General features: G+C 71.6%; 17 protein-coding genes. 8 read left to right on the plus strand and 9 right to left on the minus strand.

The features are described 5' to 3' along the window. Positions 1-9: 9 nt before the first annotated feature. The 3 genes from ACFWY6_RS22040 to ACFWY6_RS22050 are packed head-to-tail and all read right to left on the minus strand — an operon-like array spanning position 10 to position 2,262. The gene (locus ACFWY6_RS22040; RefSeq protein WP_384692906.1) at positions 10-1,005 is read right to left on the minus strand and encodes a methionine synthase; all 996 of its coding nucleotides are present in this window, start codon (positions 1,003-1,005) and stop codon (positions 10-12) included. After that, the gene (locus tag ACFWY6_RS22045) at positions 1,002-1,691 is read right to left on the minus strand and encodes an SDR family oxidoreductase (protein ID WP_384692909.1); all 690 of its coding nucleotides are present in this window, start codon (positions 1,689-1,691) and stop codon (positions 1,002-1,004) included. The genes ACFWY6_RS22040 and ACFWY6_RS22045 overlap by 4 nt, the downstream gene beginning before the upstream one ends. A 31-nt stretch (positions 1,692-1,722) precedes the next feature. After that, positions 1,723-2,262 (minus strand): TIGR00730 family Rossman fold protein, encoded by a 540-nt coding sequence (locus ACFWY6_RS22050; RefSeq protein WP_266870988.1) that lies wholly within the window; start codon positions 2,260-2,262, stop codon positions 1,723-1,725. Between ACFWY6_RS22050 and ACFWY6_RS22055 the strand changes: the two genes are divergently transcribed. Continuing rightward, entirely contained in the window at positions 2,261-2,638 is a 378-nt protein-coding gene (locus tag ACFWY6_RS22055; protein WP_384692912.1) for a DUF427 domain-containing protein, read from the plus strand. The two genes, ACFWY6_RS22050 and ACFWY6_RS22055, sit on opposite strands and share 2 nt — an antisense overlap. Positions 2,639-2,645: 7 nt before the next feature. Here ACFWY6_RS22055 and mnmA read toward each other — a convergent pair whose 3' ends face one another. Next, entirely contained in the window at positions 2,646-3,779 is a 1,134-nt protein-coding gene (gene mnmA, locus ACFWY6_RS22060; protein ID WP_384692915.1) for a tRNA 2-thiouridine(34) synthase MnmA, read from the minus strand. 61 nt (positions 3,780-3,840) lie between these two features. Between mnmA and ACFWY6_RS22065 the strand changes: the two genes are divergently transcribed. After that, entirely contained in the window at positions 3,841-4,518 is a 678-nt protein-coding gene (locus ACFWY6_RS22065) for an N-acetylmuramoyl-L-alanine amidase (protein ID WP_384692918.1), read from the plus strand. 13 nt (positions 4,519-4,531) lie between these two features. On the opposite strand, the gene ACFWY6_RS22070 is transcribed toward ACFWY6_RS22065, so the two are convergent. From ACFWY6_RS22070 to ACFWY6_RS22085, 4 genes are all read right to left on the minus strand, one after another. After that, positions 4,532-5,821, minus strand: a complete 1,290-nt coding sequence (locus ACFWY6_RS22070; RefSeq protein ID WP_384692921.1) for a cytochrome P450 — start codon at positions 5,819-5,821, stop codon at positions 4,532-4,534. Between the two features lie 321 nt (positions 5,822-6,142). Further along, positions 6,143-7,306: a cysteine desulfurase family protein gene (locus ACFWY6_RS22075; RefSeq protein WP_384692949.1), complete on the minus strand. Its 1,164-nt coding sequence runs from the start codon at positions 7,304-7,306 to the stop codon at positions 6,143-6,145. A gap of 48 nt (positions 7,307-7,354) precedes the next feature. Next, positions 7,355-7,672, minus strand: coding sequence for a DUF4190 domain-containing protein (locus tag ACFWY6_RS22080; RefSeq protein WP_384692924.1), 318 nt, complete (start codon positions 7,670-7,672; stop codon positions 7,355-7,357). A 29-nt stretch (positions 7,673-7,701) separates the two neighbouring features. Further along, entirely contained in the window at positions 7,702-7,872 is a 171-nt protein-coding gene (locus tag ACFWY6_RS22085; protein WP_384692926.1) for a hypothetical protein, read from the minus strand. A gap of 118 nt (positions 7,873-7,990) precedes the next feature. Here ACFWY6_RS22085 and ACFWY6_RS22090 point away from each other — a divergent pair, with 118 nt between their 5' ends. Further along, positions 7,991-8,611, plus strand: coding sequence for a TetR family transcriptional regulator (locus ACFWY6_RS22090; protein WP_384692928.1), 621 nt, complete (start codon positions 7,991-7,993; stop codon positions 8,609-8,611). Positions 8,612-8,674: 63 nt separating this feature from the next. After that, a complete protein-coding gene (locus ACFWY6_RS22095) occupies positions 8,675-9,532 on the plus strand; it encodes an alpha/beta fold hydrolase (RefSeq protein WP_384692930.1) in 858 nt (285 codons plus the stop codon). Here the strand turns inward: ACFWY6_RS22095 and ACFWY6_RS22100 are convergent. Further along, positions 9,477-10,481, minus strand: coding sequence for a helix-turn-helix transcriptional regulator (locus tag ACFWY6_RS22100; protein WP_384692933.1), 1,005 nt, complete (start codon positions 10,479-10,481; stop codon positions 9,477-9,479). The genes ACFWY6_RS22095 and ACFWY6_RS22100 overlap by 56 nt on opposite strands. Before the next feature lie 150 nt (positions 10,482-10,631). On the opposite strand from ACFWY6_RS22100, the gene ACFWY6_RS22105 reads away from it, so the two are divergent. The 4 genes from ACFWY6_RS22105 to ACFWY6_RS22120 all read left to right on the plus strand — a co-directional run bounded on the left by ACFWY6_RS22105 (position 10,632) and on the right by ACFWY6_RS22120 (position 13,947). Continuing rightward, a complete protein-coding gene (locus ACFWY6_RS22105; RefSeq protein WP_384692936.1) occupies positions 10,632-11,228 on the plus strand; it encodes a TIGR03086 family metal-binding protein in 597 nt (198 codons plus the stop codon). A 96-nt stretch (positions 11,229-11,324) separates the two neighbouring features. After that, entirely contained in the window at positions 11,325-12,230 is a 906-nt protein-coding gene (locus ACFWY6_RS22110) for a LysR family transcriptional regulator (protein WP_384692938.1), read from the plus strand. Positions 12,231-12,334: 104 nt separating this feature from the next. Then, positions 12,335-12,907 (plus strand): cysteine dioxygenase, encoded by a 573-nt coding sequence (locus ACFWY6_RS22115; protein WP_384692941.1) that lies wholly within the window; start codon positions 12,335-12,337, stop codon positions 12,905-12,907. Beyond that, on the plus strand, positions 12,907-13,947 hold the full coding sequence (locus ACFWY6_RS22120) for a YeiH family protein (protein WP_384692943.1): 1,041 nt from the start codon (positions 12,907-12,909) through the stop codon (positions 13,945-13,947). Before ACFWY6_RS22115 ends, ACFWY6_RS22120 begins: the two co-directional genes overlap by 1 nt. Positions 13,948-14,052: the final 105 nt, after the last annotated feature.

Here is a 14,052-nt window from a genome sequence, read left to right on the forward strand (position 1 = left end):
CATACCCAATTACTCAGGGTTGTCCGCGAGTGATCTCGCCGCCCGGACGCAGTGGGCGAGCGCCGCGCGTGCGTACGCGGGAGAAGCCCCCGCGAGGCCGCACGACGGAGTGACCACGACCGACTCCGCGAGCGAACCCGGATTCAGCCCCAGCCTGCGCCACAGCGTCCTGACACCCATGACGCTACCGGCCGGGTCTGACAATCGGCCGTCCACGCCCGGCACGACACCGGCGAAGAGCTTCGTGCCCGCCTCGACGGCCTCCCCGATCGCCTCGTCGTCACGCTCGGTGAGGAGTGCGAAGTCGAACGAGATGGCGTCGGCGCCGGCCCGCCGCAGGAGCGCGAACGGCACGTCGGGCGCGCAGGAATGCACGACACCGGGACCGTCCTGGACGCCGAGGACGTCCCGCAGGGTGCTCTCGACGACCTGCCGGTCCACGGCGCGGTGGGTGCGGTACTCGCTCGCGGTCTTGATCTGCCCGCGCAGCACGGCGATGAGCGAGGGTTCGTCGAGCTGGAGCACCACCTGGGCGCCCGGGATGCGACGGCGTACGTCCGCGAGGTGGGCGCGCAGTCCCTCCGCGAGCGATCCGGCCAGGTCGCGGCAGGCGCCGGGGTCGGAGAGCGCGGCCTCGCCGTTCTTCAGCTCCAGGGCGGCGGCAAGCGTCCACGGCCCCACGGCCTGCACCTTGACCGGCCCCTCGTACCCCTGGGTGAACTCCTCGAGCGCGTCGAGGTCCTCGCCGAGCCACGCCCTGGCCCGCCGGGTGTCGCGGCCAGGACGGTCGCCGATGCGCCAGCCGCTGGGCTCCACGCGCGCGTAGAGGTCGACGAGCAGCCCGGCGGTCCGCCCGATCATGTCGGCGCCGGGCCCCCGCGCGGGCAGTTCCGCCAGGTAGGGGAACGTCTCGAAGCTGCCGGTGACGGTCTTCGCGGCCTCGCGCGCGTCGCCGCCGGGCATGGACCCGACGCCGGTGGCCGGGCCGAAGCTGAACTCGCTCACCGTCCCGGCCGCACCGTCAGGTCGTTGATCTCCGCGTCACGCGGCAGGTCGAGTGCCGTCAGGATCGTGGTGGCCACCGACTCCGGGTCGACGAAACGGGAGGGGTCGTACTCCTTGCCCTCCTGCCGGTGGACCTTGGCCTGCATGGGGCTCGCCGTGCGGCCCGGGTAGACGGAGGTGACGCGGACGCCGTTGCCGTGCTCCTCGGCGCGCAGCGCGTCGGCGAGGGCCTTGAGGCCGTGCTTGGAGGCGGCGTAGGCGGACCAGTCGGCATGCGCGTTCAGCCCTGCGCCCGAGTTCACGAAGACCACGTGCCCCTGGGCCAGTCGGAGCTGCGGCAGGAAGTGGCGGGTCAGCTCGGCGGGGGCGATGAGGTTCACGTTGAGCTGGTGGCGCCAGGACTTGGGGGTGAGATCGCCGACCCGGCCCAGGTCGACCACGCCCGCGATGTGCAGCAGCGAGTCCACCCGGTCGGGCAGGGCCTGGTGGCCGAACGCCCAGGAGAGCCTGTCAGGGTCGGAGAGGTCGCCCACGAGCGTGGCCGCTCCGGGGAACTGCGCCGCCAGGTCCTTGGCGCGGCCGGCGTCCCGTGCGTGCAGGACGAGGGCGTCGCCGCGTGCGTGGAGGCGGCGCGCGACGGCCGCGCCGATGCCGGAGCCCGCCCCGGTGATCACATGTGTAGCCATGGGCCCATGGTCCCACCCCGGCGGACGCGGCTCAGCGCGTGCCCACCGACTCCTCCAGGTAGGCGAGGGCGCCCACCGGCTCCTCGGCGAAGAAGACCAGATCGGTCAGCGGCACCGGCAGGAATCCCTCGTCCTCCATCCGCCGGAACTGCTCCTTCAACCCGTCGTAGAAACCGGCCGAGTTGAGCAGGACCACCGGTTTGTCGGTCCTGCCGTGCTTCTTCAGTTCCAGGATCTCGGTGGCCTCGTCGAGCGTGCCGGTGCCGCCGACCATGACCACGACCGCGTCGGCCTTCCCCAGGAGCAGCGCCTTGCGTTCGGCGAGGTCCTTGGCGATCACCATTTCGTCGGCGTTCGTACGGGCCTTGGCCGCGAGGAAGTCGACCGATACGCCGACGAGGCGGCCGCCGGCCTCCTGCACGCCGTCGGCGACGACCTTCATCAGACCGCTCTCGGAGCCGCCCCACACCAGCGTGTGGCCGCCCTTGCCGAGCAGTTCGGCGAAGTCGCGGGCGGGTCGGGTGTAGCGCTCGGGAAGGTCGGCCGCGGAGAGGAAGACACAGATGTTCATGGCTTCACGGTACGGTCCGAACCCCGGCCCCGAGAAGGAGACCACTGTGACCGCAGGACACGAGATCACCGTCGAACAGGGCACGGAGCACGTACGCGTGGTGCGCGACGGCCAGGTCGTCGCGGAGAGCCGGCGCCCCCTGCTGCTGCGCGAGACGGGCTACCCGGTGCGCTACTACCTCCCTCCGGAGGACGTCCGCACGGACCTGCTGACGCCTTCGGAGACCACCACCTACTGCCCCTTCAAGGGAACGGCCTCCTACTGGTCGCTCCCCGAGGCGAAGGACACGGTCTGGGCCTACCCGGAGCCGAAGGAAGCGGTGGCCCAGATCAAGGACCACTTCTGCTTCTACGAGGTGACGACTTCTACGAGGTGACGACCGGCTAGGCCACCGCGGCGGCCCGCTCCGTCGCCGCGATCGTCGCCGACCCCACCACGCGCGTGCCGTCGTAGAGGACGACCGCCTGGCCTGGGGCCACGCCGCGTACGGGCTCGGCGAAGGAGACGTGCAGGGTGCCGTCGACGAGCTCGGCGGTCACCTCCGTCTCGCCGCCGTGGGCCCGCAGCTGCGCGGTGTACGTGCCGGGCCCGGAGGGGGCCACGCCGCACCAGCGGGGCTTGATGGCCGTCAGGGCCGTCACGTCCAGGGCGTCGGCCGGGCCGACCGTCACCGTGTTGTTCACGGGCGAGATGTCCAGGACGTAGCGGGGCTTGCCGTCGGGGGCGGGGGTGCCGATGCGCAGTCCCTTGCGCTGGCCGATCGTGTAGCCGTACGCGCCCTCGTGGGTGCCCAGCTTGTTCCCGTCGGCGTCCACGATGTCGCCCTCCGCCTTGCCCAGGCGGTCCGCGAGGAAGCCCTGGGTGTCGCCGTCGGCGATGAAGCAGATGTCGTGGCTGTCGGGCTTCTTGGCGACGGCCAGGCCGCGCTCCTCGGCCTCCGCGCGGATCTCCTCCTTGGTGGTGACCGTGTCACCGAGGGGGAACATCGCGTGGGCGAGCTGGCGGTCGTCGAGGACCCCGAGGACGTAACTCTGGTCCTTGGCCATGTCGGAGGCCCGGTGCAGTTCGCGGGTGCCGTCCTCGTGCGTGATCACCTTCGCGTAGTGGCCCGTGACCACCGCGTCGAAGCCGAGCGCGAGCGCCTTGTCCAGGAGCGCGGCGAACTTGATCTTCTCGTTGCAGCGCAGGCACGGGTTGGGGGTGCGCCCCGCCTCGTACTCGGCGATGAAGTCGTCGACCACGTCCTCGCGGAACCGCTCGGCGAGGTCCCATACGTAGAACGGGATGCCGATGACGTCGGCGGCGCGGCGGGCGTCGCGCGAGTCCTCGATGGTGCAGCAGCCTCGCGCGCCCGTGCGGAACGACTGCGGGTTCGCCGAGAGCGCCAGGTGCACTCCGGTCACGTCGTGCCCTGCTTCGGCGGCCCTGGCGGCGGCGACGGCGGAGTCCACGCCGCCGGACATGGCGGCGAGAACGCGAAGGGGGCGGGGGCGCTGCGGGGTCTGGGTCTCAGTCATAGCTCTAACAGGGTACGGGGCCGCGGGAACCAGGCGCCCGTGAGTAAGCGTTCACGATCACATGGGGGAAGAAAAGGACACGACGGCGGAGCGGAAGCCGGGGCGCCGGGGCGTCAACCGGCGGACGCTGCTGATCGGCGGCGCGGTGGCGGCCGCAGGCACGGCCGCGCTCGCCGCGGACGAGCTCGGCCGGCTGTGGTGGCGGCTGCCCGGCGTGGTCAAGAAGCGCAAGGAGGGCGAGGTCGACGCCAAGGGCGCGCAGTGGGTCGCCGCGTCCGACTACAACTGGCGGCGCGCGGACCGACCCGACGACTACGAGATCGACATGGTCGTCATCCACGTCGTCCAGGGTGGGTACGCGACGGCGCTGCGGGTGTTCAAGGACCCGGCGCACGGCGCGGCCGCGCACTACGTGGTGCGCAAGGACGGGCATGTCGCCCAGATGATCCGCGAGCTGGACGTCGCGTTCCACGCGGGGAACAGGAGCTACAACGAACGGAGCGTCGGCATCGAGCACGAGGGCTTCGTCGACAAGAAGTCCTCGTTCACTGATGCCATGTACGCGTCGTCGGCGCGGCTCACGGCGGGAATCTGCAAGCGGTACGACATCCCCGTGGACCGGGAGCACATCGTCGGCCATGTGGAGGTGCCGGGCACGGACCACACCGATCCCGGTCCGCACTGGGACTGGGACCGGTACATACGGCTCGTGCGGGACGCCCGCACCGCCCTCGCCTGACTTCTGACCGCCGTCACCGAAGGTGTACGGGCAGGGACTCCACGCCGTAGACGATCGACAGCTTGCGGAACGCGAGGTCGTCGGGGGCGACCGCAAGGCGCATCTCGGGGAAGCGCCGCACCAGGGCCGGGTAGGCGGCGCGCAGCTCCATGCGGGCCAGTTCGGCGCCGATGCAGCGGTGGATGCCGTACCCGAAGGCGAGATGCCCCGAAGCCTTGCGGTCCGGGTCGAAGCCGCCGCCGTCCGCGGTGTACTTGGCGTCGCGGTTGCCGCCGCTGAGGGAGCACAGGACGAGGTCGCCCTTGGGGATGCGCACCCCGGCTATCTCGATGTCCTCGCGGGCGAAGCGCGGGAAGGCCACCTGCACGACGGTCAGATAGCGCAGCGCCTCCTCCACGAAGGGGGACGTCGCCGCGTCGTCGTCGCGCAGCCGTGCGGCGGCGTCCGGGTGCTGGAGCAGGAGCAGCGAGCCGAGCGCCAGCATGCTCGCGGTGGTCTCGAAGCCGCCGGTCAGGATGCCGTCGGCGAGGCCCGCGAGCTCCTCGTCGTCGACGGTGTCGCCGTGCTCCTTGACGATCATGCCGAGGAGCCCGTCGCCCGGGTTCTCGCGCTGCTTCTTGACGACGTCCCTGAAGTAGGACAGCGAGGCGGATATGGCACCGAACGGCGCGGTCGCCCCGGCGAAGAGGTCGAAGCGCTCCATGGCCAGCTGCTGGAAGTCGTGGCGGTCCTCATAGGGCACGCCGAGCAGCTCGCAGATCGTGAGCGAGGGGATCGGCAGCGCGAAGGCCTCCACGAGGTCGACGGGCCCTTCGGACGCGGCCATCGCGTCGAGCCGCTCCTCTACGATGGCGTCGATCCGGGGCGTCAGGCGCCGCAGCCTGCGCATCGTGAACTCGGGCGTGAGGATGCGCCGCAGATGCGTGTGGACCGGGGGGTCGCTGAAACCGAGGCCGCCGGGGTTCTGCTCCTCGGAGACGCCCGCGTTGCCCGCGAGGTTCGTGAAGTCGTTGCTGAACCCGTCGGTCTCGCCGAGCACGGCCTTGACCTCGTCGTAGCCCGTGACGACCCAGGCGTCCATGCCGAACGGCAGCGGCACCTGGTAGATCGGCTGCTCCGCCTGCTTGGCGGTGAGACCGGCCACCGGGTCGAGCCCGTCGCGGCGCATCGGCGCGAGCAGCGGCTCGGGCAGCCGCGCGATCGTCGAGGAACTGATCCCGTTCCGCTGGATCCGGGAGAGGTAGATGCGCCCGAGCCGCGCGGCGATACGAGATCGGAGGTTCGCCTTCAATGTGAACTCCATGAGGGGGTCGTCGTGCAGCCCCGAACGCGCGGAGCGGACTCGCGAGCGGCAAGCATAGATCGGTGGAATGTCTGCGTCGTATCGCGCTCCGACGGTCGGCCACTTCCATATCCACCCAGAACGCCATCAACTCGGGCCGGATTCCCGGGTGGTTCCAAGGATGTGACCTATCCGGCTCCCGCTCGGTCCGGATCGGTCCGGATCGACGCGGAACCACATGGTTCGGCTCAATTCGGCTGGATACAGCCCCGTTCGGCCGGAGCGGATGAGACCGATCGAGACGGATCGAGACGGATCGGGGACGGATCGGATCGGGGCGGCCTAGCTCAGCCCCGCCGTCCGCGCCCGCTCCACCGCCGGGCCGATCGCCCGCGCCACGGCGTCGACGTCGGCCTTCGTGGAGGTGTGCCCCAGGGAGAAGCGGAGCGTGCCGCGGGCCAGGTCGGGGTCGGTGCCGGTGGCGAGCAGGACGTGGCTGGGCTGGGCCACGCCCGCCGTGCACGCCGAGCCGGTGGAGCACTCGATGCCCTGGGCGTCGAGCAGCAGGAGCAGGGAGTCGCCCTCGCAACCGGCGAAGGTGAAGTGCGCGTTGGCGGGCAGCCGGTCGACGGGGTCGCCCCCGAGGATCGCCTCAGGAACCGCCGCGCGCACCGAGGCGACCAGTTCGTCGCGCAGGGCGCCGATCTCGCGGGCGAACCACTCGCGCTGGGCTGCGGCGTGCCGTCCCGCCACGGCGAACGCGGCGATCGCGGGCACGTCCAGCGTCCCGGAGCGCACATGGCGCTCCTGCCCGCCGCCGTGCAGGACGGGGACGGGGCTGTACTCGCGGCCGAGGAGCAGCGCGCCGATGCCGTACGGACCGCCGATCTTGTGGCCGGATACGGTCATCGCGGCGAGCCCGGACGCCCCGAAGTCGACGGGCACCTGCCCGAAGGCCTGCACCGCGTCGGCATGCAACGGAATGTCGAACTCCGCTGCCACGTCGGCCAGTTCGCGGATCGGCTGGATCGTGCCGATCTCGTTGTTGGCCCACATGACGGTGGCGAGCGCGACATCGGCGGGGTCGCGTTCGATCGCCTCGCGCAGGGCTTCGGGGTGCACGCGCCCGTACCGGTCGACGGGGAGGTACTCGACGGTGGCGCCCTCGTGTTCGCCGAGCCAGTGCACGGCGTCCAGGACGGCGTGGTGCTCGACGGGGCTCGCGAGCACGCGGGTGCGCGCGGGTTCGGCGTCGCGCCGGGCCCAGTAGAGGCCCTTCACGGCGAGGTTGTCCGCCTCGGTACCGCCCGCGGTGAAGACGGTCTCGCTGGGGCGCGCGCCGAGCGACTCGGCGAGCGTCTCGCGGGCCTCCTCGACGGTGCGTCGCGCCCGGCGCCCAGCGGCATGCAATGAGGAGGCGTTGCCGGTGACGGCGAGCTGGGCGGTCATCGCCGCGATCGCCTCCGGAAGCATCGGAGTGGTCGCTGCGTGGTCGAGGTAGGCCATGGTGCGCACGATTCTACGAGCCATGGCACCGCCCGCGTCCAAGCGGTGTCAGCCGGCGAGGCCCCACGACACGGTGTTGTCCATGGACATGAGCGTGGCGAGGACGACGAGATCGGCCACGCCGAGCCCGAGGCCGAGCACGGCACGCCCCTTCCGGCTGGTGCCGCGCAGCAGCGCGAGGCCGGCGAGGACGATCGCGACGGGCCCGAGGAAGAGATTCAGGACGAGCAGCCCGAGCAGGCCGAGCACGAACGAGGCGACGGCCATCCCGTCGGCCTCGCGCCGGGCTGCCGGGGCGGTGACGGCGGCGGTGCTCCTGGTGGCAGTCCTGGTGCTGGTGCTGGTGCTGGTGCTGGTGAGTTCCATGGTGCGACTCCTTGTAGGTGTCGTACGGATCAGTGGTGGCCCGGGTGCGAGCGGTGCTGCCCACGGCGCTCGCGGATCGCGAACACCAGGAGCCATACGCCGATGACGGCCGCGGCGACGAGGGTGACGGGCAGCGGCGCGTGCGCCACGGAGCCCATGGCGACGCCGAGCAGAAGAAGGGCGGCGACGAGGAACAGCATGGGATGCCTCTCGTGTGACGTTTCGGTGAACAATTGTGGTTACAACTGTTCACTGACTTGGGAGTCTACTACTCCCACCGGCTTCCCAATCTCAGAGAACAGTTGTTAACTGCATGGCATGAGTCACACTCTCGGCGTCCGGCAGGCCCAGAAGCAGAAGACCCGGCAGGCCCTCCTCGACGCGGCGCTCCAGCTGCTCGAGGAGCAGAGCCTGAGCAGCCTGGGCCTGCGCGAGGTCACCCGTGCCGTGGGAGTGGCACCGACCGCCTTCTACCGTCACTTCCGCGACATGGCCGATCTGGGCGTGGCCCTGGTCGAGGAGGCGCTCGGCAGCTTGCACACGACCCTCTCCGCGCTGCTCTCCGCGACCGGCGACGGCGAGGAACGCATCGCGGCCGCGGTCGAGTTGATCGTCACCTATGTGCGCACCCACCCCGCACACGTCCGCTTCATCGCCCGCGAGCGGCACGGCGGGGTGCAGGCCGTGCGGTCCGCGATCGGCGACCAACTCGCGCTGTTCGCCCAGGAGGTGAAGGACCAGTTCGCCCAGGAGCCGGAGGCGGCGGGCTGGAACGACGACGACCTCCTGATGCTGGCCGGAATGTACGTCGACCACATGGTGATGACCGCGTCCACGCTCCTTGAGGCGGCGCCCGACGCCGAGGAACAGGTCGCGGACCGGGCACGCCGCCAGCTGCGTCTGGTGTCGCTCGGCCGCCACCACTGGCTGGACGACTGAGGCCCGCAGGCCCGGCGGCCGAGATCCTCGACTCTCCCGTAAGGAGCTACTAGCCTTACGCCCATGACGACCGACCGTGACTGGACGCTCGACCACACCTTCGCGGGGCCGACCGGCGCCGTCCGCTGGACCGCCGTCGGCCCTGAGGACGCACCACCCGTCGTCCTGGTCCACGGCACCCCCTTCTCGTCGTACGTCTGGCGCGGCGTCGCCCGCGCGCTCTCCCGCGAACACCGCGTGTACGCCTGGGACTTGCCGGGCTACGGCGCCTCGGAGATGGCCGCGGGGCAGGACGTGTCCCTGGCCGCGCAGGCCCGCGTCCTGACCGAACTCCTGGCCCACTGGGGCCTGCGGCGGCCCGCCGTCGTGGCGCATGACTTCGGGGGCTGTGTGGCCCTGCGCGCGCACCTCCTGCACGGCGCCCGCTACGACCGCATCGCCGTCGTCGACCCAGTGGCGCTCGCCCCCTGGGGCTCCCCCGCCTACCGCCTGCTCGGCGCGCACGCCGACGTCTTCGCCCAGCTGCCGCCCGCCCTGCACGAGGCGCTGGTGCGGGAGTACGTCGCATCGGCGAGCCACCGCGGGCTGCACCCGGCGGTGCTCGACCGGCTCGTCGAGCCCTGGTGCACGGACGAGGGCAGGCCCGCCTTCTACCGGCAGATCGAGCAGAACGACCAGCGGTTCACCGACGAGATCCAGGGCCGGTACGGGGAGTTGGCGCTGCCCGTTCTCATCTGCTGGGGCACCGACGACACTTGGATCCCCGTCGAGCGCGGCCATGAGCTGGCCAAGCTGATCCCCGGCGCCGAGCTGCGCCTGATCGAGGGCGCGGGACATCTCGTACAGGAGGACGCGCCCGCCGAACTCACCGGCGAGCTGAGCCGTTTCCTGCGTCCGGAACGTCTCGGTACAGCTCCGTGACGGCCGCGGCGGCCCGCGCCAGCTCTTCTCGTGCCTCGGGCGGCGAGAGCACCTCGACGGCCGCGGCGAACGGAAGCAGCGCATGGACCTCGCCCAGGACTCCGTACCCGAGACGGACGGTGATCCACTCGCTCTCCCCGTCGTCCTCGGGAGGTGTGGCGACCCGATGGCCGTTGAGGCGCAGGAACAGCGCGAAGCGGTCCCGTGCCACCCGCGCCGTCACCTCGACGCCGACCGGACGGTCCTCGACCTGACGCTTCAACACCCCCCAGATGTCGGCCAGTTCGACGCCGGGTCGGCGCTTGACGGGCGCCTCCGTGCGGGTCGCCGACTGCACACGGTCGGCGCGGAACAGCTGCGGGGCGCCGCGCCGGTCCGCGACCAGATACCAGACGCCCGCCTTCGACACGAGGCCGTAGGGGTCCACGGTGTAGGTGCTCGGCTCCGCGTCGCCGCCGTGCCGGTAGCGAAGGCGCAGCCGCCGGTCGGCGAAGACGGCGTCCTGCAGCACGTCCAGGTCGACCTCGGCGGGACCGGACCCGCGGGCCCCCGGCATCCAGCGCGCCGAGTCGACGAGGATCCGACGGCTCGTCAACTCGGCGGCGGGACGGTGCGGTTCGGGCAGCGCGGCCATGACCTTGCGCAGCGCGGAGCCGAGCGCCGCGTCGAGTCCGAGCGCGGCGTGCGCGCCCTGCGCGGCGAGGATGAACAGGGCCCGCGACTCGTCCTGCGTCAGCCCTGTGACGTCCGTACGGAAGCCGGGAAGCAGCGCGATGCCGCCGTGCCGGCCGCGCTCGGCGTACACCGGGACGCCGGACGAGGACAGCGCATCGATGTCGCGGTAGATGGTGCGTACGGAGACTTCGAGGCGGTCGGCCAGTTCATGCGCGGGGACCCGGCCGCGGGTCTGGAGCAGCAGCAGGATCGAGAGGAGCCGGTCGGATTTCACGTCGCCAAGGATGACGGAAAAGCTGACGGCAGGTGTCAGGTTATGCCGCGAGAGTCTCCTCCGTCAGCGACGGCCGCGCGATGGGCGCGCCGCGCGGAGACCGAACCGACGGACGACCTCCGGACGACCTACGGACGAAAGAAGTCAGCCATGAACGTCTCTCCCGACCCCCGCCCCCTCTTCGCCCGCGCCACCGAACAGATCGCGACGCTCATCGCCACCGTGCGCCCCGAGCAGCTCGACGCCGCCACGCCCTGCGACGAGTACGACGTACGCAGGCTCCTCTCGCACATCGTCGGCGGCACCCGGCGCATCCAGGTCGTCGGCGAGGGCGGCGACGGTCTCGCGGTCACGCCGTACGCCGACGACGTGCCGGACGACGGCTTCGGCGCGGCCTACGAGAAGGTCAGGGCGGCCACGCTGGACGCCTGGGCGGACGACGCGCGCCTCGACGCGCCGGTGCGGGTGCCGTGGGGCGACGCTCCGGGGCGGATCGCGCTCTCCGGATACGTGATGGAGTTCGTGACCCACACCTGGGATCTGTCCGAGGCGCTCGGGCGCCCGCTCGAACTCGACCAGGAACTGGCGCGGTTCGCGCTGGACTTCGCGCACCAGGCGCTGCCCGCGGAGCGACGCGGCGAGGGCGTGCCGTTCGGCACGGTGCAGGAGGCTCCTGAAGGGGCGGACGCCTATGGGGAGTTGGCGGCCTGGCTCGGGCGGGCGCCGCTTACGGGGACGACCGGCTGATCCAGTCGGGATCCGGACACCGGCCGGTCCAGAAGGCATCCAAAAGGCCGGGGAACGCCCTGTCCGCGCATCCCAAATCCTGCTTATGATTCAGGTGTGTTCGATTCCCGGCACATCAGGTCGTTCCATGAAGTGGTGCGCACCGGCTCCTACTCCGCCGCCGCCCGCTCGCTCGGCTATACCCAGCCCGCGATCACCCAGCAGATGAAGGCGCTCGAACGGTCCGTCGGCACGGTGCTTTTCACGCGGGTCGGCCGGCGCATGCGGCTGACCGAGGCGGGCGAGGCGCTGTCCCGGCACGCGGGGATCATCCTCGGCAACATCAGCGCCGCCCAGCAGCAGATGAACGCGATCACGGGCCTGCGCACCGGGCGGGTACGCGTCTGCGCCTTCCCCAGCGCCACCGCGACCCTCATCCCCGAGGCGCTCGCCCGGCTCGCGGCAGGACATCCCGGCGTACGCGTCGAGCTTCAGGAGAACGAACCGCCCGAGTCGCTCCAGCGGCTCGTGAACGGCGACTGCGACATCACGCTGGCCTTCCACTACCCCGGACTGCACGAGGCCGTACCGGCGGAGGTGGTGGAAATCCCGCTCATGGAGGACCAGTTGACGGTCCTCCTGCCGTCCCGGCACCCGCTCGCGCGGCGCCGTTCGGTGAAGCTCGCCGATCTCGCCGGGGAGCGCTGGATCGCGGGCTGTCTGCGCTGTCGCGCCAACTTCCTGCACGAGTGCGCCGAGCAGGGCTTCGCGCCGGACATCGCGTTCACCACGGACGACAATCTCGTCATCCAGAGCCTGGTCGCCGAGGGGCTCGGCATCGCGATGATGCCGGGCCTGGTCCTCAACTTCCTGCGGCACCGCGATGTGACGGGACGCGCGCTCGATCCGGCGTCGCGGCGGCAGGTGTCGGCGTACGCGCTCCGGGAGCATCTGCGGATTCCGGCGACGGCGCTGGTCCTTGACGAGCTGAAGGCGGTGGCGGCGAACAGGGTGGGGTGCTGAGGGCACGGCAGCGCTCTCACAAGTGGCCATCCATAAGCAGGAGTTGGGGTACCGCTTAACAACTGTCGTTGGACGTGATGGATGGGCGGCAGGACGCTGCCCGTATGAGTACCCCCACCACCGCGTACCGAGCCGACCGCACCACCGAACGCCTCGACGCCCTCGTCGCCGGCATCCGCGAGGCCGTCGGCCGCGGGTTACCGCCGGACCTCACGGCACACCTGGTCGGCGAGTGTCTCGCCCCGCACATCACCGCCGCCGATCTGCTCACGGACGGGCAGCGCGAGGGCGACCCCGAGCGCTACCGGCAGCATCTGCTGCACGCCGAGCACGACGGCAGCTTCTCCGTGGTCGGCCTCGTCTGGCTGCCGGGGCAGCACACGCCCGTCCACGACCACGTCTCCTGGTGCGTGACCGGCGTCCACGAGGGCGCGGAGCACGAGCGGCGCTACCGCCTGGTCCCGGCGGCCGCGCCCGGCGGCGCGGCGCGGCTCGTCGCCACGGAGGACCTGGTCAACCTGCGGGGCACGGTCTGCGGATTCGCGCCGCCCGGCGACATCCACCGGGTGTGGAACGGCGGTACGGAGCCGGCGATCTCCCTCCATGTGTACGGCGCCGACATCTCCCGCCTCGGCACCAGCGTGCGCCGGGTGTACGAGCTGCCGGCCGACCGCTGATGGCACTCCTTGGCCAGCGGCCGCGCGGAGTGTCGCCGGCCGCGGGCCGCCCGCTGCCGGGGCTCGCCCTGGCCGCGCTCGGTGTCGCGGCGGCCGGGGCGGTGCATGCGCTGCTCCCCGCCGTGCCGATGCTGACGGCGGCGGTGGTGCTCGGCCTCGCGGCGGCGCATGTGCCAGGGGTGCGCGCCGTCGTACGAGGCCGGGGCAAGGCCGGGCTCTCCCTCGCCGGAAAGCGGCTGATGCGGCTCGGCGTCGTCCTGCTGGGCCTGAAGCTGAGCCTGGACGATGTCCTTGGCCTCGGCTGGGCGACGGTGGTGATGGTGCTCGGGGTGGTCGCGGCGACGTTCTTCGGCACGTGGTGGCTCGGCCGCCGGATGGGGCTGCCCGGCGATCAGCCGCTCCTGATCGCCACCGGCTACTCGATCTGCGGTGCCTCCGCGATCGGGGCGGTCAGCGAGGTGACGGAGAGCGAGGAGCGGGACGCGGCGGTCTCGGTGGCGCTCGTGACGCTCTGCGGGACGCTGGCCATCGCCGTACTCCCGTTGCTTCAGGGGCCGTTGGGGCTCAGCGACGCGGAGTTCGGCCGGTGGGCCGGGGCGAGCGTGCACGATGTGGGGCAGGTGGTGGCCACCGCGCAGACCGCCGGGGCGGGGGCGCTCGGCGACGCGGTCCTCGTGAAGCTGATGCGGGTGGCGGTGCTTGCGCCGCTGGTGGCCGCGGTGGGGCTTGCGCTGCGGGCGCGGGCCGCTGCGCGCGGGGCGGGGGCGGGGGTGGGGAAGCGGCCGCCGGTGGTTCCGTTGTTCGTGGCGGGGTTCATCGGGATGGTCGCGGTACGGAGCACCGGCTGGGTCCCCGGTTCCGTACTGGACCTGGCGGGCCACGCCCAGGAACTGCTCCTGGCCGCGGCCCTGTTCGGGCTCGGCGCCGCGGTGGATCTGCCGTCGCTCACCCGGACGGGCGGGCGGGTGGCGGCGCTTGGGCTGTGTGCGTGGGTGGTGGTGGCGGGGGCTTCTTATGCGGGCGTGCGGTGGGTGGGCTAGGGGGGTTCCTTTGGCCCCCCCCCCCCCCCCCCCCCCCCCCCAATAAAAAAAAAAACCACCGCCCCCCCCAAAAAAAATTGTAAAAAATAGGGGGCGGGGGATAAA

It is taken from the genome of Streptomyces sp. NPDC059037 (assembly GCF_042740015.1).
In the GTDB taxonomy this organism is placed as follows: domain Bacteria; phylum Actinomycetota; class Actinomycetes; order Streptomycetales; family Streptomycetaceae; genus Streptomyces.

Excerpts from the sequence above, each read along its gene's own strand:
- ACFWY6_RS22045 (WP_384692909.1), bottom strand. The coding sequence starts at position 1,691 with ATGGCTACACATGTGATCACCGGGGCGGGCTCCGGCATCGGCGCGGCC.
- ACFWY6_RS22055 (WP_384692912.1), top strand. The coding sequence starts at position 2,261 with ATGGCTTCACGGTACGGTCCGAACCCCGGCCCCGAGAAGGAGACCACT.
- ACFWY6_RS22050 (WP_266870988.1), bottom strand. The coding sequence starts at position 2,262 with ATGAACATCTGTGTCTTCCTCTCCGCGGCCGACCTTCCCGAGCGCTAC.
- mnmA (WP_384692915.1), bottom strand. The coding sequence starts at position 3,779 with ATGACTGAGACCCAGACCCCGCAGCGCCCCCGCCCCCTTCGCGTTCTC.
- ACFWY6_RS22065 (WP_384692918.1), top strand. The coding sequence starts at position 3,841 with ATGGGGGAAGAAAAGGACACGACGGCGGAGCGGAAGCCGGGGCGCCGG.
- ACFWY6_RS22070 (WP_384692921.1), bottom strand. The coding sequence starts at position 5,821 with ATGGAGTTCACATTGAAGGCGAACCTCCGATCTCGTATCGCCGCGCGG.
- ACFWY6_RS22075 (WP_384692949.1), bottom strand. The coding sequence starts at position 7,306 with ATGGCCTACCTCGACCACGCAGCGACCACTCCGATGCTTCCGGAGGCG.
- ACFWY6_RS22080 (WP_384692924.1), bottom strand. The coding sequence starts at position 7,672 with ATGGAACTCACCAGCACCAGCACCAGCACCAGCACCAGGACTGCCACC.
- ACFWY6_RS22085 (WP_384692926.1), bottom strand. The coding sequence starts at position 7,872 with ATGCTGTTCCTCGTCGCCGCCCTTCTTCTGCTCGGCGTCGCCATGGGC.
- ACFWY6_RS22090 (WP_384692928.1), top strand. The coding sequence starts at position 7,991 with ATGAGTCACACTCTCGGCGTCCGGCAGGCCCAGAAGCAGAAGACCCGG.
- ACFWY6_RS22095 (WP_384692930.1), top strand. The coding sequence starts at position 8,675 with ATGACGACCGACCGTGACTGGACGCTCGACCACACCTTCGCGGGGCCG.
- ACFWY6_RS22105 (WP_384692936.1), top strand. The coding sequence starts at position 10,632 with ATGAACGTCTCTCCCGACCCCCGCCCCCTCTTCGCCCGCGCCACCGAA.
- ACFWY6_RS22115 (WP_384692941.1), top strand. The coding sequence starts at position 12,335 with ATGAGTACCCCCACCACCGCGTACCGAGCCGACCGCACCACCGAACGC.
- ACFWY6_RS22120 (WP_384692943.1), top strand. The coding sequence starts at position 12,907 with ATGGCACTCCTTGGCCAGCGGCCGCGCGGAGTGTCGCCGGCCGCGGGC.